The 24,787-nt window shown below is 61.9% G+C and carries 22 protein-coding genes; 8 read left to right on the top strand and 14 right to left on the bottom strand.

The annotated features are described in order from the left end of the window. Positions 1 to 10: 10 nt before the first annotated feature. Positions 11 to 1,285, top strand: coding sequence for an outer membrane protein (locus tag AC07UC_RS22395; protein WP_202327437.1), 1,275 nt, complete (start codon positions 11 to 13; stop codon positions 1,283 to 1,285). Positions 1,286 to 1,515: 230 nt separating this feature from the next. Here AC07UC_RS22395 and AC07UC_RS22400 read toward each other — a convergent pair whose 3' ends face one another. The 6 genes from AC07UC_RS22400 to AC07UC_RS22425 all read right to left on the bottom strand — a co-directional run bounded on the left by AC07UC_RS22400 (position 1,516) and on the right by AC07UC_RS22425 (position 6,089). Next, positions 1,516 to 1,983, bottom strand: coding sequence for a DUF1203 domain-containing protein (locus AC07UC_RS22400; protein ID WP_494908973.1), 468 nt, complete (start codon positions 1,981 to 1,983; stop codon positions 1,516 to 1,518). A 180-nt stretch (positions 1,984 to 2,163) separates the two neighbouring features. Continuing rightward, positions 2,164 to 2,721, bottom strand: coding sequence for an OmpA family protein (locus tag AC07UC_RS22405; RefSeq protein WP_140773890.1), 558 nt, complete (start codon positions 2,719 to 2,721; stop codon positions 2,164 to 2,166). A 99-nt stretch (positions 2,722 to 2,820) separates the two neighbouring features. Then, positions 2,821 to 3,384: a GNAT family N-acetyltransferase gene (locus AC07UC_RS22410; protein ID WP_140773977.1), complete on the bottom strand. Its 564-nt coding sequence runs from the start codon at positions 3,382 to 3,384 to the stop codon at positions 2,821 to 2,823. Between the two features lie 5 nt (positions 3,385 to 3,389). Next, positions 3,390 to 4,271: a 3-mercaptopyruvate sulfurtransferase gene (sseA, locus tag AC07UC_RS22415; protein ID WP_494907452.1), complete on the bottom strand. Its 882-nt coding sequence runs from the start codon at positions 4,269 to 4,271 to the stop codon at positions 3,390 to 3,392. 40 nt (positions 4,272 to 4,311) lie between these two features. After that, positions 4,312 to 5,055, bottom strand: a complete 744-nt coding sequence (locus AC07UC_RS22420; protein WP_494907453.1) for an alanyl-tRNA editing protein — start codon at positions 5,053 to 5,055, stop codon at positions 4,312 to 4,314. Continuing rightward, on the bottom strand, positions 5,055 to 6,089 hold the full coding sequence (locus AC07UC_RS22425; RefSeq protein WP_202322776.1) for a cysteine synthase A: 1,035 nt from the start codon (positions 6,087 to 6,089) through the stop codon (positions 5,055 to 5,057). Before AC07UC_RS22425 ends, AC07UC_RS22420 begins: the two co-directional genes overlap by 1 nt. 227 nt (positions 6,090 to 6,316) lie before the next feature. On the opposite strand from AC07UC_RS22425, the gene AC07UC_RS22430 reads away from it, so the two are divergent. After that, the gene (locus AC07UC_RS22430; RefSeq protein ID WP_494907454.1) at positions 6,317 to 7,138 is read left to right on the top strand and encodes an SDR family oxidoreductase; all 822 of its coding nucleotides are present in this window, start codon (positions 6,317 to 6,319) and stop codon (positions 7,136 to 7,138) included. A 93-nt stretch (positions 7,139 to 7,231) separates the two neighbouring features. Continuing rightward, complete coding sequence (locus tag AC07UC_RS22435; RefSeq protein WP_494907455.1) at positions 7,232 to 8,206, top strand: alpha/beta hydrolase; 975 nt, start codon at positions 7,232 to 7,234, stop codon at positions 8,204 to 8,206. Between the two features lie 109 nt (positions 8,207 to 8,315). On the opposite strand, the gene AC07UC_RS22440 is transcribed toward AC07UC_RS22435, so the two are convergent. Beyond that, positions 8,316 to 9,737: a DEAD/DEAH box helicase gene (locus AC07UC_RS22440; protein ID WP_140773896.1), complete on the bottom strand. Its 1,422-nt coding sequence runs from the start codon at positions 9,735 to 9,737 to the stop codon at positions 8,316 to 8,318. 411 nt (positions 9,738 to 10,148) lie between these two features. On the opposite strand from AC07UC_RS22440, the gene AC07UC_RS22445 reads away from it, so the two are divergent. Then, positions 10,149 to 11,681, top strand: a complete 1,533-nt coding sequence (locus AC07UC_RS22445) for an acyl-CoA carboxylase subunit beta (protein WP_056568004.1) — start codon at positions 10,149 to 10,151, stop codon at positions 11,679 to 11,681. A gap of 28 nt (positions 11,682 to 11,709) precedes the next feature. On the opposite strand, the gene AC07UC_RS22450 is transcribed toward AC07UC_RS22445, so the two are convergent. Together AC07UC_RS22450 and AC07UC_RS22455 are read right to left on the bottom strand one after the other, a co-directional pair. Further along, positions 11,710 to 13,710, bottom strand: coding sequence for a hypothetical protein (locus AC07UC_RS22450; protein WP_494907456.1), 2,001 nt, complete (start codon positions 13,708 to 13,710; stop codon positions 11,710 to 11,712). Beyond that, on the bottom strand, positions 13,707 to 15,245 hold the full coding sequence (locus AC07UC_RS22455) for an NAD(P)H-hydrate dehydratase (RefSeq protein ID WP_494907457.1): 1,539 nt from the start codon (positions 15,243 to 15,245) through the stop codon (positions 13,707 to 13,709). The genes AC07UC_RS22450 and AC07UC_RS22455 overlap by 4 nt, the downstream gene beginning before the upstream one ends. Positions 15,246 to 15,603: 358 nt before the next feature. Here AC07UC_RS22455 and AC07UC_RS22460 point away from each other — a divergent pair, with 358 nt between their 5' ends. Together AC07UC_RS22460 and glnA are read left to right on the top strand one after the other, a co-directional pair. Further along, entirely contained in the window at positions 15,604 to 15,942 is a 339-nt protein-coding gene (locus AC07UC_RS22460) for a P-II family nitrogen regulator (RefSeq protein WP_006205430.1), read from the top strand. Positions 15,943 to 16,008: 66 nt separating this feature from the next. Continuing rightward, a complete protein-coding gene (gene glnA / locus AC07UC_RS22465; protein ID WP_140773899.1) occupies positions 16,009 to 17,418 on the top strand; it encodes a type I glutamate--ammonia ligase in 1,410 nt (469 codons plus the stop codon). Between the two features lie 918 nt (positions 17,419 to 18,336). Here the strand turns inward: glnA and AC07UC_RS22470 are convergent. After that, a complete protein-coding gene (locus tag AC07UC_RS22470; RefSeq protein ID WP_494907458.1) occupies positions 18,337 to 19,377 on the bottom strand; it encodes a glutamine synthetase beta-grasp domain-containing protein in 1,041 nt (346 codons plus the stop codon). A gap of 316 nt (positions 19,378 to 19,693) precedes the next feature. Between AC07UC_RS22470 and AC07UC_RS22475 the strand changes: the two genes are divergently transcribed. Then, a complete protein-coding gene (locus AC07UC_RS22475; protein WP_494907459.1) occupies positions 19,694 to 19,885 on the top strand; it encodes a DUF2735 domain-containing protein in 192 nt (63 codons plus the stop codon). 82 nt (positions 19,886 to 19,967) lie between these two features. On the opposite strand, the gene AC07UC_RS22480 is transcribed toward AC07UC_RS22475, so the two are convergent. After that, entirely contained in the window at positions 19,968 to 21,857 is a 1,890-nt protein-coding gene (locus AC07UC_RS22480) for an MFS transporter (protein WP_494907460.1), read from the bottom strand. Between AC07UC_RS22480 and AC07UC_RS22485 the strand changes: the two genes are divergently transcribed. Continuing rightward, the gene (locus AC07UC_RS22485; protein ID WP_494909036.1) at positions 21,793 to 22,002 is read left to right on the top strand and encodes a hypothetical protein; all 210 of its coding nucleotides are present in this window, start codon (positions 21,793 to 21,795) and stop codon (positions 22,000 to 22,002) included. The genes AC07UC_RS22480 and AC07UC_RS22485 overlap by 65 nt on opposite strands. Before the next feature lie 36 nt (positions 22,003 to 22,038). On the opposite strand, the gene AC07UC_RS22490 is transcribed toward AC07UC_RS22485, so the two are convergent. The 3 genes from AC07UC_RS22490 to AC07UC_RS22500 are packed head-to-tail and all read right to left on the bottom strand — an operon-like array spanning position 22,039 to position 24,743. Continuing rightward, positions 22,039 to 22,830, bottom strand: coding sequence for an ATP12 family chaperone protein (locus tag AC07UC_RS22490; protein WP_202322782.1), 792 nt, complete (start codon positions 22,828 to 22,830; stop codon positions 22,039 to 22,041). A gap of 12 nt (positions 22,831 to 22,842) precedes the next feature. After that, the gene (locus tag AC07UC_RS22495; RefSeq protein ID WP_181179985.1) at positions 22,843 to 23,715 is read right to left on the bottom strand and encodes a DMT family transporter; all 873 of its coding nucleotides are present in this window, start codon (positions 23,713 to 23,715) and stop codon (positions 22,843 to 22,845) included. Between the two features lie 47 nt (positions 23,716 to 23,762). Next, positions 23,763 to 24,743, bottom strand: a complete 981-nt coding sequence (locus tag AC07UC_RS22500; RefSeq protein WP_140773904.1) for an RluA family pseudouridine synthase — start codon at positions 24,741 to 24,743, stop codon at positions 23,763 to 23,765. Between the last annotated feature and the right edge of the window lie 44 nt (positions 24,744 to 24,787).

Here is a 24,787-nt window from a genome sequence, read left to right on the forward strand (position 1 = left end):
GGTACGGGCTATGCTTACTCGCGTTTCCGCGAAATCTTTTCTCCTCGGTGCTGTTTCTGTCGTGGCTTTGATGTCCGCGGCCCATGCGGCAGACGTCGTACAGCCGGTCGAGGCAAGCGGTTTCAACTGGAGCGGTGCTTATATCGGCATCGGCGGCGGCTTTGGCGCGACCGTGCACAAGGTCAGCGCTCCGGATACAAGCTTCAACGGCATCGGTGGGAACGGCGTGTTCGGCGAACTGACCGCCGGCTATGATTACATGGTCAACGAGCGTTTCCTGCTCGGCGGTTTCATCGATGCCAACTACGGCAATATCGGCCCTTCGCTGAGCGTTCCGGGTGCCGATATCGACCTCACGAATTCCTACGGCTTCGACGTCGGCCTGCGCGCCGGCTATCTCCTCAATCCGAGCACGCTCGGCTATGTGCTCGGCGGCTATAGCTGGCAGCATTTCAAGCTGGACGGGTCTGGAGACGCCGATGGGCTCGAATTCACCGAGAACCGCGGCGGCTATGTTCTTGGCGTCGGTATGGAAACCGTGCTGCGCGGCAACTGGACGCTCAAGACCGAATATCGTTATGCCGACTACGGCGACAAGTCGGTTCTTGATGTCGGCGGCGACTCGCTGAACGTCGAGCCGTCAACGCACACGTTCCATATCGCTGCCAACTATCGCTTTGGCGCTCAGAATGGCAGCGGCGCTTCTTTCGCAGCTCCGGCCTACAACTGGACCGGCTTCTATGTTGGTGGCGCACTTGGCGCCGGCACAATGGTGCATGATCTGACGCTCGGCGGCGCACTTGAGCTGAACGGCATTGGGGGCGAAGGTGTCTTCGGTGAAGGCAGCGTTGGCTACGACCATGATTTCGGCACCTGGGTCGCCGGTGTCCAGCTTGACGGTCGCTACTCAGGCATCCGGACCAAGCTCGATATTTTCGGCGGATCGATCAAGGGTGACGCCGACTATGGATTCGATGCGCTCGCCCGAGTCGGCGCCAAGGTCAACGAGTCGACGCTTGCCTATGTGATCGGCGGCTATAGCTGGCAGCACTTCAATCTGCATGCATCCGCACCTGGCGGCCCCAGCGGCGATATCTACGACTGGGGTTCCAGTGGCTTCTCGGTTGGCGGTGGTCTTGAAACGGCCGTTTCCAACAATATGACCGTTGGCCTCGAATACCGCTATTCGCAGTATGCGAAGGAAGATTTCGGCTCCGACGGCATCTTGGAAGATACCCCTTCGTTCCAGACCGTGCGTCTGGGCTTGAAGTACAAGTTCAACTAAAAGGCCCTCCAGGCAATAGTTGCAGCCCGTCGGCCCAGCCGGCGGGCTTTTTTCTTTGCGTTGAAGACTTTCGTGCTGAACGGCAACAAAAAAGCGGAGCCAAAGCCCCGCTTCCTCGATATCGAGATTGCCGCCGGTTCATCCGCGGTCGGCCAATCGATCGACAATCGCTTTTTATCGTATCTATGCGACGGGAGTACGACAGAATTCCTGGCGACAATTCCCGCGGCTCAGGCCCGTTCGATGCGACACTGATAGCAATTGTTGCGCGCCGAACGAACGTGGACATAGGCGATATCATCGCGCTCGAACAAGGCTTTGGCCCGGGCGGCTATCGCGTTGGTTGGGATGACGCCGCCGCTGCCGTAGACGATACGGTCGTCCCTGCCATAGCCGCGCACGATATAGTGCGGACTTTCGAGGATTTCAGGTAGCGCATCTGTCTCGGCCGCGCTCTCGCATTCTTCGGCATGCAGGAAGATCGGGCCGGTCTCGGCATAGGGTTGAAGATCCGGGAATGGACGGAAAGCCAGGACAAGATAGGCGTCGCCGGCTGCGATATTCTTGAGACAGTGCCGGCAAGGCATGCCATCGCCGTCGGAGATGTTCCGCTCTGGCGTGTGGCCGTAAGAATCGGGTCCACCGCGCTGCAGGGCTCTGACATGTTCGGTGGGTAGCGCCTTGAACTGAATGGTCATCATGGAGATCTCCGGCTCGTCGACCGGAAACTACCGGCTCTGGCCGATGCGTCCCACCCGATTCTTGCCGAGGATCGAGGGGACCGATCCGATGTCGGCGATCGATCCCCTCATACCAAGCAGCGTGATCGCACCAGATCTATGAAATAAGCCGGCCAGATAAAGCAGCGAAACCCCGAATCAGCGGATGAAATCGTCGAAGCGCCGCAGAGTCACCCTGCGATTCTGCCAGTTTTCGTTCTGCGTTGGCACGAGCAGGAACTCCTCGCCGTAGCCGACGGTTTCCAGGGCATAGCCCGGTACGCCGAATTCACGCACCAGCGTGCGCTTCAGCGAGGCGGCGCGCTGCTCGGACAGGATCTGGTTCGACTGAAAGGATCCGACCGCATCGGTATGCCCCTCGATCAGCACGCGCGCACCGGGATCGCGGCGCAGGATGCGCCGAAGCGCATTGGCGATGGTCTCGATCTTGTCGTATTGCGAACTGGAAATGGCCGCCGAGCCGAAGGCGAAATTGATCGACTGGATGTCGATCGAGCGCGCCATGCGGCGCAGATCCGGCCGGCGCTTGAATTCGCGAATGGTGACGCGCTCGTTCGGCCGCAGCTTCACCCGGGGCGCCGCCTCGAGCTTGCGCTCGATCGTCGCGGCGGAAGGCGTCGTCGCTTGCGCGGCGGCAAGGCTCGGCATGGCAATCGCAGCGATCAGCGCAGCGGCCAGTGTACGGCGTGTCAGCATATCTTTTCTCCTTCGGCCTCTGCCGCATTGATGATGCGGGCAACATGCCAAAGGCAGGCTGAAGCGCCGATGAACGAAAGGTTCAGATTCCCGCTGGTGTCACGGCCGCATGACGCTGGCCGAACGCTCGGCGAAAGGCAGCGGGTGCACGACCTCCTTCTTCTGCGCGACCGGCCTGAAACCGAGCTTCTGGTAAAGTGGGAGTGCCGCCGGATGGTCAAGCGTACAGGTTTGTACCGTCACCCGTTTCGGCCCATATGACCACGCGGCCGCAATCGCCGAACCCAGGAACCAGCGGCCGAGGCCCTGCCCGGTGGCATGTTCCATCATGCCGAAATAGGCAAGTTCGACTTCCTCCGGCAGATGCGGCTTGATGTCGAAGAAACCTGCCGGCGCGCCGTCGAGATAAAGCACCCTGATGTCGCGATCCTCACGGTGGATGCCGGCCGAAAGTTCATCGTCATTCAGCCTGAGAACATTCACCCAGTGCCATTTGCGCCCCACCCGGTCCATCAGGTAGCGATAAAAATGCAAGGGAATGTCCCTGGTCTTCAAGAGCGCGACCTGGCGGTTGTAGGGCACTGGCGGCGAGACGGCAGGAGGGGCATGCATTTCCAGAAAAGTCACCGTGACTTCAATGTCCTGCAGCACGCCGTTTTCCATCGCGTTCATTCCTTGCCAGTTTTCGCTGGGCCGGTCGTCGCGGGGCCAGTTGCGACAGGCGTGTCGGAGAGCCCGCCCCACTCGGTCCATGAACCGTCATAGAGCCTGTTGTCGGTGTGGCCAAGCGTCTCCAGGGCAAGCGTAATCACCGCCGCGGTGACGCCGGAGCCGCAAGATGTGACGATGGGCTTCGACAGGTCAATGCCGGCGTCCTCGATCACCTTGCGCAAACGGTCCTTCGACAGCAGCGAACCACTCTCCGACAGTGCGGAATACGGCACATTGCGCGCGCCCGGCATATGGCCTGAACGGATGCCGGCACGGGGTTCGGGCTCGGCACCGGTGAAGCGGCCTGGTCCACGGGCATCGGCAATCTGGCTGGCGCCGGTCTCGACGATCCGGCGCATGTCGGCGAGGCTGGCGACGCGACCTGCGTCGAAATCGGCGTGGAACACACTCGGCGCGATCCTAGTCGGCTCGGCCGTGACCGGCCGCCCGGCCGCTTTCCAACCGTCGAAGCCGCCGTCGAGAACGTAGACCTGGAAAACACCCATGACGCGGAACATCCACCATGCCCGGGGTGCCGAGAAGAACCCCGGACCGTCATAAATGACGATGGTGTCGTCGGCCGAGACGCCCATCGCTCCGACATATTGCGCGAAATGCCGAGGCGACGGCAGCGTATGCGGCAAGGTGGCATCAGGATCCGAAACCGCATCCTGGTCCAGGAAGCGGGCGCCGGGGATGTGGGCTGATTGATACTCGGCACGCGCGTCGCGCTTCTGCGCCGGCAAATACCAAGATGCGTCCACGATTGTCAGGCCGGGCTCGCCCAGGCGCCCCTGCAGCCAGTCCGCGTCGACGATAAAAGGACTGTCTTCGGCCATTTTGGTTCTCTCTATCCCGGGTAAGGTAAAGGGTTGTGTGTCAGGCGGCCGGCATCGGGCCGAAGCGGATGCGGAAGCGCCTGTTCTCACGGCCTTTCTTCTCGATCTTGCCTATGTGGATTTCGCCGATTTCGCCGGTGCTTTTCACATGCGTGCCGCCGCAGGGCTGGCTGTCGACCGTGCCATTCTCACCGATGCAGACCAGGCGGATCCTGCCGGTACCGACCGGCGGCCGGACGTTCTTGGACTTCACCAGGCCGGGGTTCGCGGCGAGTTCCTCGTCGCTGATCAGCCTGGTGAAAATCGGATGATCGGCCCGCACCAGATCCATCAGGCTCGCGGTCACCTCTTCCTTGCTGAAACTGGCGTCCGGAATGTCGAAATCGACACGGCTGTCGTCCTCGGAAACCGCGGCACCCGTGATCGGGAACGGGCAAACAACTGTGAGCAGGTGACAGGCCGCGTGCATGCGCATCAACAGGTGCCGGCGTTCCCAGTCGATGGCGAGTTTGACCTTCTCGCCAGCCGCCAGGGCCGCTTGCTCGGGCGCCGGCACATGGATGATCTCGTCCTTGGTCTCACCCGTGATGGTGGCGGCAATGGCGATGCGGCTGCCGTCGGCGCGTTCGAGATAACCGGTGTCTCCCGGCTGTCCACCCGAGGTGGCGTAGAAGATCGTCCGATCGAGAATGATGCCACCACGATCATTGACGGCAACAACCGTCGCATCCGCCGTGCGCAGGTAGGCATCGTCGCGAAACAGCGCTTCCGTTTTGTGCGCCATCACGAGACCTTTTCGAACGGCACCGAAATCTTGCTCTGCAGTTCCATCCAGCCTGGCACGGGAAGGTTCTTCTCGCGCAGGAATTCCGGGTTGAACAGCTTCGACTGATAGCGTGTGCCGTAGTCGCAAAGAATGGTCACGATGGTATGGCCGGGGCCCAATTCCCGGGCCAGCCTGATCGCGCCGGCAATGTTGATGCCTGTCGAGCCGCCGACGCAAAGACCTTCTTCCTGAATGAGATCGAAGACGATCGGCAATGCGTCCTCGTCCTTGATCTGGAAAGAGAAGTCCGGCGTGAACCCTTCGAGATTGGCGGTGATGCGCCCCTGCCCGATGCCCTCGGTGATCGAGCTGCCCTCCGACTTCAATTCGCCGCTGGTGTAGAAACTGTAAAGCGCGGCACCCAGTGGATCAGCGAGCGCGATCTTCACATCCTTGCTCTTGGCCTTCAGCCCGAAGGCAACGCCGGCAAGCGTTCCACCGGATCCCACCGCCGAGACGAAACCATCGACCTTGCCGCCGGTCTGGCTCCAGATTTCCTCCGCCGTGGTCCGGATATGGCCGTCGCGGTTGGCGACGTTGTCGAACTGGTTGGCCCATATGGCGCCGTTCGGCTCGCTTCTGGCCATCTGCTCGGCCAGCCGCCCTGACAGTTTCACATAATTGTTGGGGTTCCTGTAGGGCACGGCCGGCACCTCGATCAGCTCGGCGCCGAGCAACCGGATCGTATCCTTCTTTTCCTGGCTCTGCGTGTCCGGGATGACGATGACGGTGCGATACCCCAGCGCCTTGGCGACCAGCGTCAGGCCGATGCCGGTATTGCCGGCCGTCCCCTCGACGATGACACCGCCCGGCTTCAACAAGCCGCGCTGTTCGGCGTCACGAATGATGAACAGGCCGGCGCGATCCTTGACCGATTGGCCCGGATTCATGAACTCGGCCTTGCCCAGGATCTCGCAGCCGGTTTCTTCAGAAGCCTTGTTGAGGCGGATCAGAGGCGTGTTGCCGATCGCGTCGATCACAGAACGGGGCATTCAGGATTCCTTGTGTGCGTGCGCCGAAACCCTAGAAACCCGACGCTGCGGTTTCAAGGCAAGAATTCGCCTGGTCCAGTCGCATTTCCAGCATTGCGTTGCATTGGCGTTCCCGAGGCCGGGCTCGGTATCGCACAGTTCATTTGCACCCGATGTCGAGAAGCACTCTTTTCATTCGATTTCCTGACCGCTAGAGCAAAGCACCAACAAACTCGGCAGGGCGCAGCATGACACTCTATCGGGCCGATCCGAAACACGGCGTCGCCTGGGTCACGGGCGGCAGCAGCGGCATTGGCCGCTCGCTGGCCAGGGATCTGGCGTCCCAGGGCTACGCGGTGGCGGTAACCGCACTGGACGACGATCCGATCGATACGCTCATTGTCGAGACCGCGCAGATGCCGGGCAGCGTCACCGCTTTTCCCTGCGACGTGACCGACGAACCGCGCATGGCAAGAACGGTCGCCGCGATCGAGAACGAGCTCGGCCCGATCGTGCTCGCCGTCTTCAATGCCGGAAACTACATCTCCACGCCCGGAGAGGCCCTCGTCGTCAAGGACTTTCGCAAGTCCTTCGAGGTCAATTATTTCGGCATCATCAACGGGCTGGTGCCGGTCGTGGAGCATATGCGCGTGCGATCACGCGGCCATGTCGTGCTGGTGGGATCGGTCACCGCCTATTTCGGCTGGCCAACCACCGCTGCCTATGGCGGCACTAAAGCGGCGATCAACATCCTGGCAGAGTCGCTGAAGTACGATTTCGACAAGATGAACATCCGCGTCCAGGTGATAAACCCCGGTTTTGTCGACACGCCGCTGACTGAAAAGAACATGCTGCCGATGCCGGGCCTGATGCCGGTCAGCCGAGCCACGCGCCGCATGGTGAAGGCAATCAAATCCGGTGGCTTCGAAGTCACCTTTCCGTATCGAACGAGCTGGCCGCTGAAATTTCTCAGCCTGCTGCCCAGACCGATCACCCGATCGGTGATCAGTCTGACGACCAGCTGGAAAGCACGACCGCTGCATTACGAGCGCAAACCGCCCAGCAAATAGGATGCCCACAGGATTGGTGGCGTGGCTGCGGGAACGGCCGTTGCCTGTTTGCGGCCATCACCATAGGTTTGTTGTTGTTGCGTGGAGTCTGCGATGGGGCGACGGATCGTGCTTGCTGTGCTGGGCCTGATCGCCGTCCTTGCTCTGGCTTTTGTTCTTGGCCCACGCGTTCCCGTCGACACCACGATCCGCTTCGATCCTTCCGTCATCGGTGACGATCCGCAGGCCTATGTGGCCAAGGTGGAAGCCGCCGTGCCCGGTATCCGCGACGGGCTGGAGAAGGAGATCGTCTGGGCCAACCCGATGGTGCATGCCAAGACGCCGCTATCGATCGTCTATATCCACGGTTTTTCCGCTTCCAAAGGTGAAGTCCGCCCCCTGCCCGACGAGGTGGCGGAACAGCTCGACGCCAACCTCTTCTACACCCGCCTCACCGGTCACGGGCAGGATGGCGCGGCAATGGCGCAGGGCAGCGTCAATGCCTGGATCAACGACTATGAGGAGGCGCTCGCCATCGGCCGGGCGATCGGCGACAAGGTGATCGTCATCTCGACCTCGACCGGCGGCTCGCTGGCGGCGTGGGCGGCAACACAGCCTAGCGCGTCGGATGGTGTGGCCGCCATTGCATTCATCTCGCCCAATTTCGGTGTGAAGGCGTCAGGCGCCGAGACCCTGACCATGCCGTGGGGCAAGCAGATCGCCGAACTCGTCATCGGCAAGGAACGCAGTTTCGTGCCGCGCAACGCGCTGCACGAGAAATTCTGGACCACCAAATATCCGGTTGCCGCGACATTGCCGATGCAGGCGCTGACCGAACTCGCCTATGGAGCGCCGGTGGAGAAGGCTGATATCCCTGCTTTGTTCATCTTCTCGGATTCGGACAAAGTGGTGCGGCCTGACCGCACCCGCGAAATCGCCGCGCGCTGGGGTGGCGCGCATGAGCTCGTCCCCGTCGAAAGCACTGGTGACCCCGACAATCATGTCATTGCCGGCGATGCGCTGTCGCCATCGACCACGGCTTTTCTGGCGCAACGGATTGCCGTCTGGGCCGAGGCGGTCGCGAAGTAAGGTGTAGAGACGAAAAAGGGTGGCTGAAGCATCGCTTCAACCGCCCTCTTCTATATCAGTCAGGCAACCAGCCAAGCGCCAAGGCTTGGCCGACCGCCGCGAGGCTTAGTCAGGCAGCGCGCGCCGCCGGACGCTTGCCACCGAAGCGGCGCTTGTTGTTGCCCTTGAAGGGCTTGGCGCCTTCGGGCTTGCGCTCACCGGCGAAAGCCGGCTTGTCGCCGAAACGCTTCTTGCCGAAGCCGCTGCCCTTGTTCTCGCCGCCCGGACGCCTGCCGTCGCGACGGCCATTGCGGTCGTTGCGGTCATTGGCGGGCTCGAAGCGCTCGTTCTTTTCCGCCGGATTGCGCTGCGGATCGGGGCTGCCGAGATGGTCGGCGACGATCGGCAGCTTGGTGCGGATGATGCGCTCGACCTGACGCAGCTTGCTGTTTTCCGAAGGATCGCAAAGCGTGATCGCGATGCCGTCCATGCCGTTGCGGCCGGTGCGGCCGATGCGGTGGACGTAGCTTTCAGCCTCGTCCGGCAGGTCGAAATTCACGACATGGCTGATGCCGGGCACGTCGATGCCGCGCGCGGCGATGTCTGTCGCGACCAGAATGCGCACCGATCCATCACGAAAATCGTTCAGCGCCTTCTGACGGGCATTCTGCGACTTGTTGCCATGGATGACGGCGGCCTTGAAGCCGTCGCGCTCGAGGTCCTTGGTCACCCGGTCGGCGCCATGCTTGGTGCGCGAAAAGATGATGACGGACTTCATCGCCTCGTCGGCGAGCATGGTCGACAGCACCTGGCGCTTCTGCTTGGTGCGGGCGAAAACCACGCCCTGCACGATCTCGGCCGCCGCCGTGCTTTGCGGCGAGACTTCGATGCGAACCGGGTTCTTCAACAGGCCCTTGGCCAGTTCGGCGATCTCGTCCGGCATGGTGGCCGAGAACAGCGCCGTCTGGCGGTCAGGCGCGGTCGCCTTGGCGATGCGCTTGACGTCGTTGATGAAGCCCATGTCGAGCATGCGGTCGCCCTCGTCCAGCACCAGCCATTTGGTGTCGGAGAGGATGAGGTCGCCCTCGCGCACCAGGTCGGTCAACCGGCCCGGCGTGGCAATGAGGATGTCGACGCCGGGAGCAACCTTCTTCACCTGGCTGAAGCGCGAGACGCCGCCCAGCACCAGTGCGGTCGAGACATGCTGGCCTTTTGCGAGGATCTTGATGGTGTCCTCGATCTGCACCGCGAGTTCGCGGGTCGGCGCCAGGATCAGCGCACGCGTCGTCTTGGCGCGCCGCTTGGTGCCGAGCGCGATGATCTTCGACAGGATCGGCAGCGCAAAGGCCGCGGTCTTGCCGGAGCCCGTCTGCGCGATGCCGAAAATGTCACGGCCTTCCAGCTGCGGCGGGATGGCCTGCACCTGGATCGGCTTCGGTTCGGCGAAGCCGGCATTGTGGGTGGCCTTGAGCAGCGCACCGGTAATTCCCAGCGCAGCGAAACCGGTGAGTTCCGCAGTGACGTTGCCGGGCAATGTGTTTTCGTTGGTCAAAATAATCTTCTTTCACGCGGCTTCTTGGCCGCAAACGTCGATGGCGGCAGGGCGCAACCTGCCGTCGAAAAATTGGATATGAAACGACAAGGCGGGCGGACGGTATCGTCCACTCGGCTGCGCTGTCGTGCCCGCAGGCATCATGCCACGGGGCTTTTTCGCCGCTTTGTGATGTACCGGAAAGAGGGCCGATATACCGGAAAGAGGGAAAACAGACGCAACCAGTCTCATTTGTCGAGAAGGCCGGAATCTCCCGGCCCAAGCGCCTATGGGCTGCATATGGCTGAGTTCGCCCCGGAATGCAAGGGGTGTCATGTTGCAGCGCAGCAAAAACCGGCCAAAGCCGACGCTTGCGCTCCCCGGCGGGCATCATTACCACAAACGCAGCTTTCCGTTTCTGGGGACCAGGTGATGAAGGACGTGCTGAAGGAACTCGAGCGCCGGCGCGAGATCGCCCGCATGGGCGGTGGCCAGGCCCGCATCGACGCCCAGCACAAGAAGGGCAAGCTGACCGCACGCGAACGCATCGAGGTGTTTCTCGACGAGGGTTCGTTCGAGGAGTTCGATATGTATGTCGAGCATCGCTCGACCGATTTCGGCATGGAGAAGACCAAGATCGCCGGCGACGGCGTCGTTACCGGCTGGGGCACGGTCAACGGCCGCCCGGTCTACCTCTTCGCCAAGGATTTCACCGTGTTCGGCGGCTCGCTGTCGGAAGCGCATGCCGAAAAGGTCATCAAGGTGCAGGAGATGGCGCTGCGCAACCGCGCTCCGATCATCGGGCTCTACGATGCCGGCGGCGCGCGCATCCAGGAGGGTGTGGCGGCGCTCGGCGGCTATGCCGAGATTTTTCAGCGTAATGTGCTGGCCTCCGGCGTCATTCCGCAGATTTCCGTGATCATGGGCCCGTGCGCCGGCGGTGACGTCTATTCGCCCGCGATGACCGACTTCATCTTCATGGTACGCGACACCTCCTACATGTTCGTCACCGGGCCGGATGTGGTGAAGACCGTCACCAACGAGACGGTGACCGCCGAAAGCCTCGGGGGCGCCTCGGTCCACACCACGAAATCCTCCATAGCCGACGGCGCCTATGACAATGATGTCGAGGCACTGCTGCAGATGCGCCGGCTGGTCGATCTCCTGCCCGCTTCGAACACATCAGAGATTCCCGAGATCGAATGCTACCAGTCGGTGACCGACCATGATTTGTCGCTTGATCGCCTGATCCCCGACAACGCCAACAAGCCCTACGACATCAAGGAACTGATCCTGAAGGTCGCCGACGAGGGCGACTTCTTCGAGATCCAGCAGAATTTCGCCAAGAACATCGTCACCGGCTTCGGGCGCGTCGAAGGCCGCACGGTCGGCTTCGTCGCCAACCAGCCGATGGTGCTGGCCGGCGTGCTCGATTCCGACGCCAGCCGCAAGGCGGCGCGCTTCGTGCGCTTCTGCGATTGTTTTTCGATCCCGATCGTCACCTTCGTCGACGTTCCAGGCTTCCTGCCGGGTACCGCGCAGGAGTATGGTGGGCTGATCAAGCACGGCGCCAAGCTGCTCTTCGCCTATGCCGAAGCGACCGTGCCGAAGATCACCGTCATCACCCGAAAGGCCTATGGCGGTGCCTATGACGTGATGGCCTCCAAACATCTGCGCGGCGACATGAATTATGCCTGGCCGACGGCGCAGATCGCTGTCATGGGCGCCAGGGGCGCGGTGGAAATCATCTACCGCAAGGACATTGGCGACGCTGAAAAGATCGCAGCCCATACAAAGACTTACGAGGATCGCTTCCTGTCGCCCTTCGTCGCCGCAGAGCGCGGTTATGTCGACGAGGTGATCATGCCGCACTCGACCCGCCGCCGTATCGCCCGGGCGCTGCGGATGCTGCGCAACAAGGACATGCAGAACCCCTGGAAGAAGCACGACAACATCCCGCTCTGAAGCGTCTATCAGAGTAGCTGTCGAACACTCACTCCTCTTCCGCCGCGCCGAACCCTGCATCCCTGGTAGTGGCGGTCGCGCTTGCCCAGGGCGTCGCATGGTTGTCGATGCGCATCTGGAAGATGAAATAGGTCGGCGAGCAGAAGCCGATGCCTTTGACCTTGGCCGCGCCCGGCGTGTCCGACGGCAGCGACTGACACATATAGTCCTCGCGGCAGAAATGATCGGCCGAACACGCCGGCCGGTTGCCGCGATTGACCGCGCCGCCGAGGCATTGGTCGAAATTGTTGGTTGCCACGCAAGTGTCGAATTTCTTGCCGCCGACCAACCCGCAGATTTCGTTCGGCATCGGCTTGCCCTTCTTGAAAGCGGCAAAGCCGCGGTCCTTGTCGTCGCAGGCGCGGTAGGCGATGCCGGCCGGCACGCCGATCTTCGGCGGTCGGCAGGTATAGGCTGTGCGCGAAATCCCCGGCGCGAAGGCGGCGAACTGACCGGTGATTTTGTAGCGATCGTTGAAAGGCTGCGATTGGTTGCTGGCAATCGACCCGGTCAGGCAGGGATGGCCGGAGAACATCTTTTCGCTCTCCCTGGGCGGCAGACACTGCGCCAGCGTGGTGCCCACGCCAGACGCGGTCGCCAGCGGCGTGCAGACCGTGCCGCCGCCGCATGCCCAAGTCGCGCCGAAACGCTTGGCATCGTCCGGCATCAGGCATGGCATCGCCATCTCGGCCGGCGCGTAGTCGACGTCACCGGTATCAGCCCAGGCGGCTGGCGGCGCGAAGGACAGCGGCCGATAACGGTTCGGCTCCTTGCCTTCCTGCGTTGCGCGCAGCCAGGCCTGGCGCCGGGGAATCTCGGCATGGAGATGCGGCGAGATGCCGACCTCGATGCGGTTGAGCGGCGACGTCGTCTTGTCGTCGAGGCCGATCAAGTGGAAGCCGGCCGTGGAACCCGCCTGGTGACAGCCCTGGCAGGCGCCGTTGTCGAGCCGCTCGACCAGCGCCTCCGGCGTTCGCACCAGCTTCATCGAGGAATAATCGAGCGATATGAATTCCTTGGATTGGAATATTTGCGTAAACGGATGGTTGGCCTGCCGCGCGCTGCCGAAGGTCGACCACGAGATGATTTTTTTGGCCAGGAATTCGTTCGGGATTTCGTAGACGCCGAGATCGATCGCCGCGACATTGGCGCTGACATAATCGGCAAGCTCTTTCTTCAGCGCCGCATCCTGCGATAGCCGCGCGGTATCAGGCGTGTTCTCCAGCGGCTTCTCGCTGATCGTAGCCCCATCGATGCCGAAGATCCGCATGAGGTAGGCGGCCTGGCCGCCGAATTCAGTCTCCTGGCCCGAGGGAAAGCGCACCACTTGCGCATTGAGTTCGAGCTGCTTGAAAGTGAGCCCGGCCCGCTCCAGCGGCCCGCCGCTCAGCCAGCCAGCGTCGATGCTCTCATCCAGTTGCGGCGTCCAGCGTCCGGCAACGCCAACACAGCCGCCATCGGCATCCGGTGCAGCACTGTAGACCGCGTTGAAATTGAACGGCAGCCGCGAGGCCAGGACCTTGCCGCCCTTCTTGAAGCTGTAGGCGAGGCGATAGATGAAACGCACCTCCCCACAGCTCTTGTCGCCTTCCAGGGCAGCGAAATCACGCCGGTCGAGCCGGTTGACGACGGCGACCAGACGGAAGCGTGCCGCCTCCGTCTTCAGCCAGCGCATGTCCATGATGCGACCGACATTGCCATCGGTTACCTCGTAAAGCGTGCGCCCGCCGGCCTTCATCTCGGCCCGCAATGTGGCAATGTCTGATGCCACCGTATCGACGATCGCATGATAGGCGGGCGCTTCGTCATAGAGCGCCTTCAGGTCGTCCGCGCCATCGACGGCGAAAATGCCGGCGAAGCCAAAGCCCTTGGCATCGAGGGTGGCGAGAACCGCCGGATCATCGACGATGGTCACCGGCTGCTCGGCGCGCGCGCCATGCGAGGTGAGCAGCGCGATGAAAGCCGCAACGGTGAGCGCGAAACGGTTCATCCGTTAGGCACCTTGCGCCGTGCCTCGACCAGTTCGCGCAAAACCGGCACCAGCGCCAGCGGCAGATCCTCTGCAATCAGCCCCGGTCCAAACCGGCTACCGGCCTCGGCATGGATCCACACCGCCGCGCAGGCTGCTTCGAACGCCGGCATGGCTTGCGCCATCAGGCCGGCTGATATGCCCGACAGCACGTCGCCCGACCCGGCGGTGGCAAGCCAGGCCGCGCCGTTGGAATTGATCGCCGCCCGGCCATCGGGCGCGGCGATCACCGTGTCGGCGCCCTTGTAGACGATAATGGCATTGGCACGTGCGGCCGCCGCACGCGCCTTGTCCAACTTGGACGAGGCGTCATCACCGGCTATGTCGGGAAACAGCCTGGCAAACTCCCCTTCGTGTGGTGTCATCACCAACGCCGGCGCATTCGGCCTACGCGCCGCTTCGAACAAGACGTCCTGCGCCTCACGAAACGAGGTGATCGCGTCGGCATCGAACACAAGTCCCTCGACCTGTGCGGAAGAATTCCGTGGCTGGCCGGCAGCGAGCAGCGCGAGCCCGAAAGTCCGCGTTTTTTCGCCGACACCAAAGCCGGGTCCAAGCACGAAGGCCGAAGGCCGGCGTTCGCCGGCAAATTCCTCGATGTCCGCGACATCGTCGGTCTTGCGCAGCATGATCGACGTCAGATGGGCGGCATTGACCTGCATGGCGTTGCCCGGCGACAGCACGGTCACCGCCCCTGCCCCGCTTCGGGCCGCGGCAAGCGCCGACAACCGCGCCGCGCCGGTGGCGCTCGGCCCGCCGGAAAAGACACCGACATGGCCGCGTTTGTATTTGTGCGCGTCGACAGCCGGCACCGGGAAATCGCGCAGCCAGCGGGCCGGGCTGTTCTCGAACGCCCGGGACCGGAGCCGTGCAATGACGTCGTCGCCGATGCCTATATCGGCAAGCACGATCGCACCGCATCGCTCGCGGCCCGGCAGCAGCAGATGGCCGGGTTTCTTGCGCGCAAAGGTCACGGTGACGGCCGCGGTGAATGCGACGCTCAAAACCCTGCCGCTGTCGCCGGAAACGCCCGAAGGCAGATCGACCGCGATAACCGGCAGACGTCGGTTGGAGGCGATATCGACCGCCCTGGCGGCATCACCCGACAGCGGCTTGGACAGCCCTGCCCCATAAAGCGCGTCGACCACGATCGAGCCGGGCTCGGCTTCGAAGCCGGACAGCTGCCGAGGCGCAATCAGGCATTCCGCGGCGGCGAGCGCCGCATCGCTTTTTGGCCTCGGCGCTTCGGACGCCCAGATCGTCGTGGCGACGCCGCTGTCGGCCAGGATGCGGGCGACGACATAACCGTCGCCGCCATTGTTGCCCGGCCCGCAAAGCACATGGACATGGGTCGCTTCGGGATAGCGGGTGAAAACCTCGGCCGCGACCGCTTCACCGGCGCGCCGCATCAAGCCGATGCCGGCGACTGGACCGGCGGCAATCGCCAGCCGGTCCGCCTCGCCCATTTCGACGGAAGTAAGAAGTTCATCGCTCATGGATTGCCCATCCGCATTCGATCAAGCATTGTCCAGTTTTCGATCCGAAGCAAACCAAGAGGAGTTGGCGCGACTGCGACCATAGTGTTCGGATGGGAGGCATTGCAGACGGTAAATGCCTTCTATTTAGGCGATATGCTCAATTATTGTGCCGCGACACCCCTTGGCACCGTGGAGACTCAAGAAGCCGGTGCCGCATCCGATGCAGTGAATGACGCGAATTTGCATCCCGGCGCGGTACGGCTTTGAAATCGTATGAGACCGCTTCTGTTCCGCTGAATTGGCACAGTTCGTGCTTGATGGAGGCGCAAGCGGGGGCTCACAACCCGTTTTTTTGGCAGTGGAGGCCACTTTTTACATGAAAAAGATCGAAGCGATCATCAAGCCATTCAAGCTGGACGAAGTGAAGGAAGCGCTTCAGGAGGCCGGACTGCAAGGCATCACCGTCACCGAGGCCAAGGGCTTCGGACGCCAGAAAGGCCACACCGAACTCTACCGTGGCGCCGAATATGTCGTCGATTTCCTGCCCAAGGTGAAGATCGAGGTCGTGCTCGGCGACGATGCGGTCGAAGGCGCCATCGAGGCCATCCGCAAGGCGGCGCAGACAGGCCGTATCGGCGACGGCAAGATCTTCGTCTCCAACATCGAGGAAGTCGTGCGCATCCGCACCGGCGAAACCGGAATGGACGCGGTCTGATCGGACCCGGCCACCGTTCGAAACGTCATCCATCAAAAAACACGTCATCACACAGGGATACATGACATGACGACAGCCAAAGACATCATGAAGCAGATCAAGGACAACGACGTGAAATTCGTCGACCTGCGCTTCACCGACCCGAAGGGCAAGCTGCAGCACGTGACGATGGATGTCGTCGAAGTCGAGGAAGACATGTTCGCCGACGGCGTCATGTTCGACGGCTCGTCGATTGCCGGCTGGAAGGCCATCAACGAGTCCGACATGGTGTTGATGCCCGATCCGGACACCGTTCACATGGACCCGTTCTTCGCGCAGTCGACCATGGTCATCCTGTGCGACATCCTCGACCCGGTCTCGGGCGAATCCTACAACCGCGATCCGCGCGGCACGGCCAAGAAGGCCGAAGCCTACATGAAGGCCGAAGGCATCGGCGACACCATCTATGTCGGCCCGGAAGCCGAATTCTTCGTCTTCGACGACGTCAAGTACAAGGCCGATCCCTACAACACCGGCTTCAGGCTCGATTCCACGGAACTGCCGTCGAATGACGACACCGACTACGAAACCGGCAACCTTGGCCACCGCCCGCGCGTCAAGGGCGGCTATTTCCCAGTGCCGCCGATCGACAGCGCGCAGGACATGCGCTCCGAAATGCTGACCGTGCTCGCCGAAATGGGCGTGCGCGTCGAAAAGCATCACCATGAGGTTGCGGCCGCCCAGCACGAACTCGGCATCAAGTTCGACGCATTGGTGCGCAACGCCGACAAGATGCTGATCTACAAGTACGTCGTGCACCAGGTCGCAAATGCCTACGGCAAGACGGCAACCTTCATGCCGAAGCCGATCTTCGGCGACAATGGTTCGGGCATGCATGTCCACATGTCGATCTGGAAGGGTGGCAAGCCGACCTTCGCCGGCAATGAATATGCCGGCCTGTCGGAGAACTGCCTGTTCTTCATCGGCGGTGTCATCAAGCATGCCAAAGCGATCAACGCCTTCACCAACCCGCTGACCAACTCGTACAAGCGCCTGGTGCCCGGCTATGAAGCGCCGGTGCTGCTCGCCTATTCGGCGCGCAACCGCTCGGCCTCGTGCCGCATCCCGTTCGGCTCGTCGCCGAAGGCCAAGCGCGTCGAGGTCCGCTTCCCCGATCCGGGCGCGAACCCTTACCTGGCCTTCTCCGCGCTGCTGATGGCCGGTCTCGACGGCATCAAGAACAAGATCCATCCGGGACAGCCGATGGACAAGGATCTCTACGACCTGCCGCCGAAGGAACTGAAGAAGATCCCGACGGTCTGCGGTTCGCTGCGTGAGGCGCTCCAGAGCCTCGACAAGGACCGCGGCTTCCTGAAAGCCGGCGGCGTCTTCGACGACGACCAGATCGACAGCTACATTGAACTGAAAATGGCCGAGGTGATGCGCTTCGAAATGACCCCGCATCCGGTCGAATACGACATGTACTACTCGGTCTAAGAGCCCGTTCGGATAGCTTGCAAAGCCCTTGAAGGATTTCCCCCTTCAAGGGCTTTTTTGCTGCGCCAACGCTCACTGATGGATGCGCATGGTCAGTCACATCAGTGAATTGCTTTTGGATGTCGGGATCGCGGGGCTTTGCCCGCTTGTGACCGCCGCCGAAACACGCGGCTTCATGGTCGCACTATAAAGCCATGGCAGGCGCGTTGGCGGATGGCTCTAGGGCGCAACAAGCCGCCAGGAGCGAGCGGCGCACTGCCTCAGGCTGCAATGCCCGCTCGTCCGGCGCCCCCGCCAATGCCGTCGTTCAAGAAACCCCGCCCCGTTCGAACAGCATCGCTTTGGCGTAACCCCAAGGCACGATACGCATGCCGCGGCGCGATCTGTCAACGTTGCCAGCCGGTGGTGCAAACGGTCGATCTTAGTGTTTTAACAGAGACTTATATAAGAGCCTTTGAGTTTACAAAACCGCTCGAACTGGCGGTTTTCCGGGCTTTTCAGGCAATTTCCGCGCCTACGGCCCGGAGAGCACGGTGACCAAACGTTAGCCGGGGCGGACGGGCGCCTCGTTTTGGCCGGTCCTTTTCAACCTGACTTTTTTTGGGGGAATTCATTCTACCGGGCCGGCGCCGTCAAAAAAGGCTGCTGGCAAGGACCAAAGTTCTCACGGAACAGGGATAGCGCAGGGTGGGCGTCTCATCGGCATGGTCGTCGGTGCGGTGTGGGCTGTGTTCGGAACAAGCATCAAGCGGATATCCGTCGACGCCCTGAATTAGGAGGTTACCCGAAGGCGTCGTGGTGGATGCGTGCGCTGCCTCGCCCCAAAAAACACAAAAAGCCCCGGCGTTTTCCTGCCGGGGCTTTTTGTCACTGAAGTTGCGGGCGCGGGTCATCTCATGGCCCGCGCCGCGAAAACAATCAGGCGGCGGCCGAAACCGACGCGTCGGTCGCAACCTGCGAAATCGTCTTCAGAACCTGGGAGGCGATCTGGTAGGGGTCGCCCTGGGAATTCGGACGGCGGTCTTCCAGATAACCCTTGTAGTCATTCTTGACGAAGGAGTGCGGTACGCGGATCGAAGCGCCGCGGTCAGCGACGCCGTAGCTGAACTTGTTCCACGGCGCGGTTTCGTGCTTGCCGGTCAGGCGCTTGTCGTTGTCCGGACCGTAGACGGCGATGTGGTCCATGAGGTTCTTGTCGAACTGTGCCATCAGGGCCTCGAAATAGGCCTTGCCGCCGACTTCGCGCATGAACTTGGTCGAGAAGTTGCAGTGCATGCCCGAGCCGTTCCAATCAGTATCGCCAAGCGGCTTGCAGTGGAACTCGATGTCGATGCCGTAAGTCTCGGTCAGACGCAGAAGCAGATAGCGCGCCATCCAGATCTGGTCGGCGGCCTTCTTGGAGCCCTTGCCGAAAATCTGGAATTCCCACTGGCCTTTGGCCACCTCGGCGTTGATGCCTTCATGGTTGATGCCGGCAGCAAGGCACTGGTCGAGATGCTCTTCGACGATCTTGCGTGCGACGTCGCCGACGTTCTTGTAGCCGACGCCGGTGTAGTACGGACCCTGCGGTGCCGGGTAGCCGCTCTCGGGGAAGCCGAGCGGACGGCCGTCCTTGTAGAAGAAATACTCCTGCTCGAAGCCGAACCAGGCATCCTCGTCATCGAGGATGGTCGCGCGGCTGTTCGATTCATGCGGGGTTATGCCATCGGGCATCATGACTTCGCACATGACCAGAATGCCGTTGGTGCGAGCCGGATCCGGGTAAAGCGCCACCGGCTTCAACACGCAGTCGGAGCTGCGGCCCTCGGCCTGCATGGTCGAGGAACCGTCGAACCCCCACAGCGGCAGCTGTTCGAGCGTCGGGAATTCCGCGAATTCCTTGATCTGCGTCTTGCCGCGAAGGTTGGGGACCGGGGTGTATCCATCGAGCCAAATGTACTCGAGCTTGTATTTCGTCATTCTAGCCTCTCGTTGCTTGATCACCGAACACCAAACGGCATCGACATGCGTCTGCCGCCGGCAGCCGGCGCTGCCGATCACTAAAATGCAATTCGTGTGCCACTCCGGTATTGGCGGGTGCGGCAAAATGGCCGCGATATCGCGTCGAATTTGCTGAGCCGCCTCATCAGTGGGTTCGGATCGATCAAACGCGCAACTCGCACAAATATTAGGCAAATAATGATCTTTTCGTAGGCATATTGCCTAAAGGAATCGCAGGACCTATCTTCTGAGAAAGCTGAATCGACAAGCTCCTGAAGAAGAAAGGAGACGGCCCATGGAAATCGTTCCCACCCGTCCGTCGGCGAAAATTCTGATGTTCCCCCTGGCAGCGCGTAAATCTGCCTCAAATTTAGGCGCGAAGGCGAAATTCGCGGCAGAGCTCGCCTCGTTGCGTACCACATACGCCGATTTTGACGGCTGGTATCACGAAGCGGCCGTCGAGGAAGAAAATCATCGGAAGAGCTGATCCGCTTCTTCCGGTTTCCGACATGAAAAACCCGGCGTGACTGCTCACGCCGGGCTTTTCATTGGCACATGGATCCGATCGACTAATCCTTGGCGTGCAAGTTGGTGCCGAGCGTGTCCTTGACGAAGATCATGCCGATGACGAGCGTGATCGCCGCGATCACCACCGGATACCAAAGGCCGTAGTAGATGTCGCCCCTGTAGGCGCTGAGCGCGAACACCGTCGCAGGCAGCAAACCACCGAACCAGCCATTGCCGATGTGATAGGGCAGCGACATGCCCGTGTAGCGGATGCGGGTCGGGAACATCTCGACCAGGATCGCCGCGATTGGGCCGTAGACCATGGTAACGAGCAGCACCAGGAGGAACAGGATGCCGATTGTCATCGGCCAGTTCACGGCCGCCGGATCGGCGAACATGGCGAAGGCGCCGCCACCCGGTATATTATAGACGGTGACCTCCGGGGCGCCCGCCGCCTCATCCGTGGTCAAGAGCTTGTCCTTGACCGCCTGATCGGTCGGCACCGCTGCCTTTTCACCGCCGCGGATGGCGGCAGCATCAAGTTTCAGCTCAGGGTTGGCTGCGATGAAAGCGTCGAGCTTCTGGTCCGCGACCTTGATCGCTGCCCGCTTCAACGGATAACCGCCGTCCTGCAACGACATGTTGACGGCCTTGACGAAGGCCGAGTCCTTGGCCTTGGCCTGATCGCCGGCGGCGACCGCGTCGTAGGACGTCACCGTCTCGTTGCCGATCTTGACCGACGCAGCCGTTCCGGCCGCGGCCGTCGACACCACGTCATAGGGAACCGAGTTCTTGGTCAGGAACGAAGTCGCGATGTCGCAGGACGTCGTGAACTTGGCTGTGCCGACCGGATTGAACTGGAACCTGCAGTCTCCGGGTGCCGCCGTCACCGTCGCCCGCGTGTTCTGCTGCGCCTTGGCGAGCGCCGGATTGGCGGCCCATGTCAACGCCTTGAACAACGGGAAGGTGCTGACAATGGCGAGCGCAAGGCCAGCCATGATAATCGGCTTGCGGCCGATCTTGTCGGACAGCCAGCCGAAGACGACGAAGAAGATCGAGCCAAGCGCCAGCGCAACGGCAATCATGATGTTGACCGATTGCGCGTCGACCTTGAGCACGTTCTGCAGAAAGAACAGTGCGTAGAACTGACCATTATACCAGACCACGGCCTGGCCGGCGGTAAGGCCGAACAGCGCCAGCAGAGCGATCTTGGCATTCTTCCACTGACCGAAGGCTTCCGAAAGCGGCGCCTTGGATCCCTTTCCTTCGTCCTTCATCTTCTGGAAGGTCGGCGATTCCGAAAGCGACAGCCGAATCCAGATCGAAACGGCGAGCAGCACGAAGGAGACGATGAACGGAATGCGCCAACCCCAGGCAGCGTAGGTTTCCTTGCTCAGTGATCCCTGGACGATGAGGATAACGATCAGCGACAGAAACAGTCCGAGCGTCGCCGTCGTCTGAATCCAGGACGTGTAGAAGCCACGGCGATCATCCGGCGAGTGCTCGGCAACGTAGGTCGCCGCCCCACCATATTCGCCGCCGAGCGCCAGACCCTGCAGCATGCGCAGGAAGATCAGGATCACCGGAGCGGCGATGCCCAAAGTCGCATAACCGGGCAGCAGGCCAACCAGGAAGGTCGACAGGCCCATGATCGTCATGGTGACGAGGAATGTGTATTTGCGGCCGACAAGGTCACCAAGGCGGCCGAACACCAGCGCGCCAAACGGGCGCACGAGGAAACCGGCAGCGAAGGCCAGCAGCGCGAAGATGTTGCGCGTCGCCTCGGGAATGGTCGGGCTGAAAAAGGTCGAACCGATAAAGGCCGCCAGCGAGCCGTAGAGATAGAAATCGTACCATTCGAAAACAGTGCCGAGCGAGGAAGCGAAGATGACCTTCTTCTCCTCTCGCGTCATGCCGCGGCTCGTTCCGCTGGCGGTCGATGCCATTGCCATTGATATGTCCTCCCGTGAGACCCTTGCCCTCGATGCAACGCCAATGTCCGCGTTCTCCTCCGAACGCAGACTCAAAAAAGCGGAGCCATCAGGCAAAAAATGGCAGAAAGCGTCCGCCGGCGGCAGAGCGACGATGGGATTATGACTTTGGTATTAGGTGCGGTGCGGCAACGGCCCGGGCTCAGGCCCTGAGCGCCTCGAGAAGGCCGGCCGCGGCCATCATGTCGCGCTTACGGGCGGCACGGCGCGCGACCGCTTCGGCGTCCTGCCCCCATTGCTCGATCTGCCAGTCCTCGTCGACATGGCCGGCGGCCCAGGCGGCCTCCGCGTCGAGTTCACCGAAATCGACGGCCACCGCCAGCAGCGCCGAACCGGTCAGCGAGGTCATGAGGTGGATGGCGGCCAGCCGCAGCGGCTCGGCGCGCTGATTGAGATGACTGCCCAGAACGGCGATCGTCTCGCGCGGCTGCTCGACATGGATGATGCCCTCGGCAAGGTTGAAGCGCGCCCCGAATGCGGCGCGCGCCCAATCGATGACGGGATCCCACTGCTCGTTCTGCCGGTCAACCAGCCCTTGCGGCGCGTCGGCGCGGTAGCAAAGCAGGTCGGACGAGGCAAAACGCAGTATGTCTTCCAGCACCGCCTGCGGGTCACTGGCGACGCCATCGATGGCTGTGTTGACCAGGCGCATTACCGGCATCGTCACCGGATTGATCGTCTCGCCCTGTTCAGCGAATTCGTCGGCAACCAGCACCGCCGCCGCCTCGGTCGGCAGCGCCAGCAGCGCCTTGCCGGGCGTGCGCACCGGCTTGCCGTCGAGATGCACGGCGAAACCTTGCTCTACCGGCGCAACCGAAACGGTCTTGTAGAAGCGCTTGGGCAGCGGCGTCTTCATCTGGATCTGGGCGCGACGCACAGGATCCGGATCCGAAAGATACTTGCCCGCTTCGAGGTCGTTGAGGATGTCACGCATGAAAAATCTCTCTCACACCGGTGTCAGCTTGCGCGCCGGCCGGTTGACGATGATCAGGCCCGCTGCAATCAGGCCAAGCGCCAGAAAAATGCGAATGGTCAGCGGTTCGTTCAAGATGATCGCACCGCACAAGACACCAAAAACCGGCGACAGGAACGTGAAGCTGGACAGGCTTGACGCGGGATAGCGACGCAGCAGCCAGAACCACAGGACATAGGTGAAAGCGACGATGTAGATCGCCTGGAAAAGCAGCGCCAATGTCGGCAACAAGGAGGCATCGCGCACCGGCGGACCGGCGAGAGGCAACACCAATATGCCGACGACCGCCGCACCGGCGAGTTGATAGAGCAGCAGCTTTTCGGCGCTGGCTTCAACCAGTTTCGAGCGTTTGATGAGAATATTGGTCAAGGCCCAGAAAAATCCGGAGCCGAGACTGAGGAGATCGCCGAACAGCATGTCCCCGCCGCCGCCAAGCTTGTCTGAAAAGACAGCGGCAAGGCCGGCGAAGGCCAGCAGCAGGCCAAGGAACTTGCGCATGGTGATCTGTTCGCCAAGCAGGAGATGACCGCCAATCAGCATCCAGAACGGCATTGTGTTGACCAGCAGCGTGTTGCGGGCAACCGTCGTATGCTCCAGGCCGACATAGAGGCAGAGGAACTCGACGCCGAAAAGCGCACCCACGACAATGCCGGCGAGCAATGTGCCGTCGCGCGTGAACAGAGCAATGCCGCGCCAGCGGCACCAGAGGAAGACGCAGAAGCCGCCGATGATCGAGCGTGCGATCGACAGGAAGACGGGGTCGTAGCCGGCATAGGAGATCTTGGCGGCGACGTAGTTCAGGCCCCACGAAAAGGTCAGGCCGACCATGATGGCGGCGGCGGCCATGTCGACTGTGTCGCGCCGATCGAGCGCGTCGGTGGCGCCGCTCAAGGTCAGTCCTCCGCGTTCTGCTCGTCGAAGCCGATCAGGTTCCAGCTCTGGCGCATATGCGGCGGCATCGGCGCGGTAACATCGATGACGCCCTTGTCCGGGTGCGGAATGATGATGCGGCGCGCGTGAAGATGCAGTCGGTTTTGAATGCCGCCCGGAAAGTCCCAGTTGGTGTCGGCCTCGAAATATTTCGGGTCGCCGATGATCGGGCAGCCGATATAGGCGGCGTGCACACGAAGCTGATGGGTGCGGCCGGTATAAGGCTCCATCTCCAGCCAGGTCATTGTCTGCGCCGCCTGCTCGATGATGCGGTAGTAGGATACGGCGTGATCGGCGCCCTTTTCACCATGCGCGGCAATGCGCACCCGGTCGCCGTCGGGCGTTGGTTCCTTGATCAGCCAGGTCGAGATCTTGTCCTCACGCTTGGGCGGCACGCCCTTGACCAGGGCCCAGTAGGTTTTCTTCGTTTCGCGGGCGCGGAACGCCTCGGACAGCTTCATCGCGGCGAGCCTTGTGCGGGCGACGACCAGCACGCCCGACGTGTCGCGGTCGAGCCGGTGAACCAGCCGCGGCTTCTCACCCTTCTGGTTGCGCCAGGCTTCCAGCATGTCGTCGACATTGCGGGTGACGCCCGAACCGCCCTGCACCGCAAGGCCCGCCGGCTTGTTGAAGACGAAAACCTTCGGGTCCTCATGGATAAGCATTTTCGCCAGAACGTCGGCATCGCCCTGGTTGCGGATCGAATGGCCGGTCAGCGCGCTTTCACCCTTCTTGTCGACCTCGAGTGGCGGGATACGCACCACCTGGCCAGGCTCGACACGGCTGTCGGCCTTGACGCGGCCGCCATCGACGCGGATCTGGCCGGAGCGCAGCAGCTTCTGCAAATGGCCGAAACCAAGGCCCGGAAAATGGGTCTTGAACCAGCGATCGAGCCTCATGCCCGCCTCGCCGGCCTCCACCGTGATCTGTTCAACGCCTGCCATTTTTTCTTCGCTTACCCGTTTCCAAAGCAGGGCTCGGCCTGCGC

The organism is Mesorhizobium sp. GW821-FHT04C10, from assembly GCF_059420305.1.

Excerpts from the sequence above, each read along its gene's own strand:
- AC07UC_RS22395 (WP_202327437.1), top strand. The coding sequence starts at position 11 with ATGCTTACTCGCGTTTCCGCGAAATCTTTTCTCCTCGGTGCTGTTTCT.
- AC07UC_RS22400 (WP_494908973.1), bottom strand. The coding sequence starts at position 1,983 with ATGACCATTCAGTTCAAGGCGCTACCCACCGAACATGTCAGAGCCCTG.
- AC07UC_RS22405 (WP_140773890.1), bottom strand. The coding sequence starts at position 2,721 with ATGCTGACACGCCGTACACTGGCCGCTGCGCTGATCGCTGCGATTGCC.
- AC07UC_RS22410 (WP_140773977.1), bottom strand. The coding sequence starts at position 3,384 with ATGGAAAACGGCGTGCTGCAGGACATTGAAGTCACGGTGACTTTTCTG.
- sseA (WP_494907452.1), bottom strand. The coding sequence starts at position 4,271 with ATGGCCGAAGACAGTCCTTTTATCGTCGACGCGGACTGGCTGCAGGGG.
- AC07UC_RS22420 (WP_494907453.1), bottom strand. The coding sequence starts at position 5,055 with ATGGCGCACAAAACGGAAGCGCTGTTTCGCGACGATGCCTACCTGCGC.
- AC07UC_RS22425 (WP_202322776.1), bottom strand. The coding sequence starts at position 6,089 with ATGCCCCGTTCTGTGATCGACGCGATCGGCAACACGCCTCTGATCCGC.
- AC07UC_RS22430 (WP_494907454.1), top strand. The coding sequence starts at position 6,317 with ATGACACTCTATCGGGCCGATCCGAAACACGGCGTCGCCTGGGTCACG.
- AC07UC_RS22435 (WP_494907455.1), top strand. The coding sequence starts at position 7,232 with ATGGGGCGACGGATCGTGCTTGCTGTGCTGGGCCTGATCGCCGTCCTT.
- AC07UC_RS22445 (WP_056568004.1), top strand. The coding sequence starts at position 10,149 with ATGAAGGACGTGCTGAAGGAACTCGAGCGCCGGCGCGAGATCGCCCGC.
- AC07UC_RS22450 (WP_494907456.1), bottom strand. The coding sequence starts at position 13,710 with ATGAACCGTTTCGCGCTCACCGTTGCGGCTTTCATCGCGCTGCTCACC.
- AC07UC_RS22455 (WP_494907457.1), bottom strand. The coding sequence starts at position 15,245 with ATGAGCGATGAACTTCTTACTTCCGTCGAAATGGGCGAGGCGGACCGG.
- AC07UC_RS22460 (WP_006205430.1), top strand. The coding sequence starts at position 15,604 with ATGAAAAAGATCGAAGCGATCATCAAGCCATTCAAGCTGGACGAAGTG.
- glnA (WP_140773899.1), top strand. The coding sequence starts at position 16,009 with ATGACGACAGCCAAAGACATCATGAAGCAGATCAAGGACAACGACGTG.
- AC07UC_RS22470 (WP_494907458.1), bottom strand. The coding sequence starts at position 19,377 with ATGACGAAATACAAGCTCGAGTACATTTGGCTCGATGGATACACCCCG.
- AC07UC_RS22475 (WP_494907459.1), top strand. The coding sequence starts at position 19,694 with ATGGAAATCGTTCCCACCCGTCCGTCGGCGAAAATTCTGATGTTCCCC.
- AC07UC_RS22485 (WP_494909036.1), top strand. The coding sequence starts at position 21,793 with ATGACCTTCTTCTCCTCTCGCGTCATGCCGCGGCTCGTTCCGCTGGCG.
- AC07UC_RS22480 (WP_494907460.1), bottom strand. The coding sequence starts at position 21,857 with ATGGCAATGGCATCGACCGCCAGCGGAACGAGCCGCGGCATGACGCGA.
- AC07UC_RS22490 (WP_202322782.1), bottom strand. The coding sequence starts at position 22,830 with ATGCGTGACATCCTCAACGACCTCGAAGCGGGCAAGTATCTTTCGGAT.
- AC07UC_RS22495 (WP_181179985.1), bottom strand. The coding sequence starts at position 23,715 with ATGGCCGCCGCCGCCATCATGGTCGGCCTGACCTTTTCGTGGGGCCTG.
- AC07UC_RS22500 (WP_140773904.1), bottom strand. The coding sequence starts at position 24,743 with ATGGCAGGCGTTGAACAGATCACGGTGGAGGCCGGCGAGGCGGGCATG.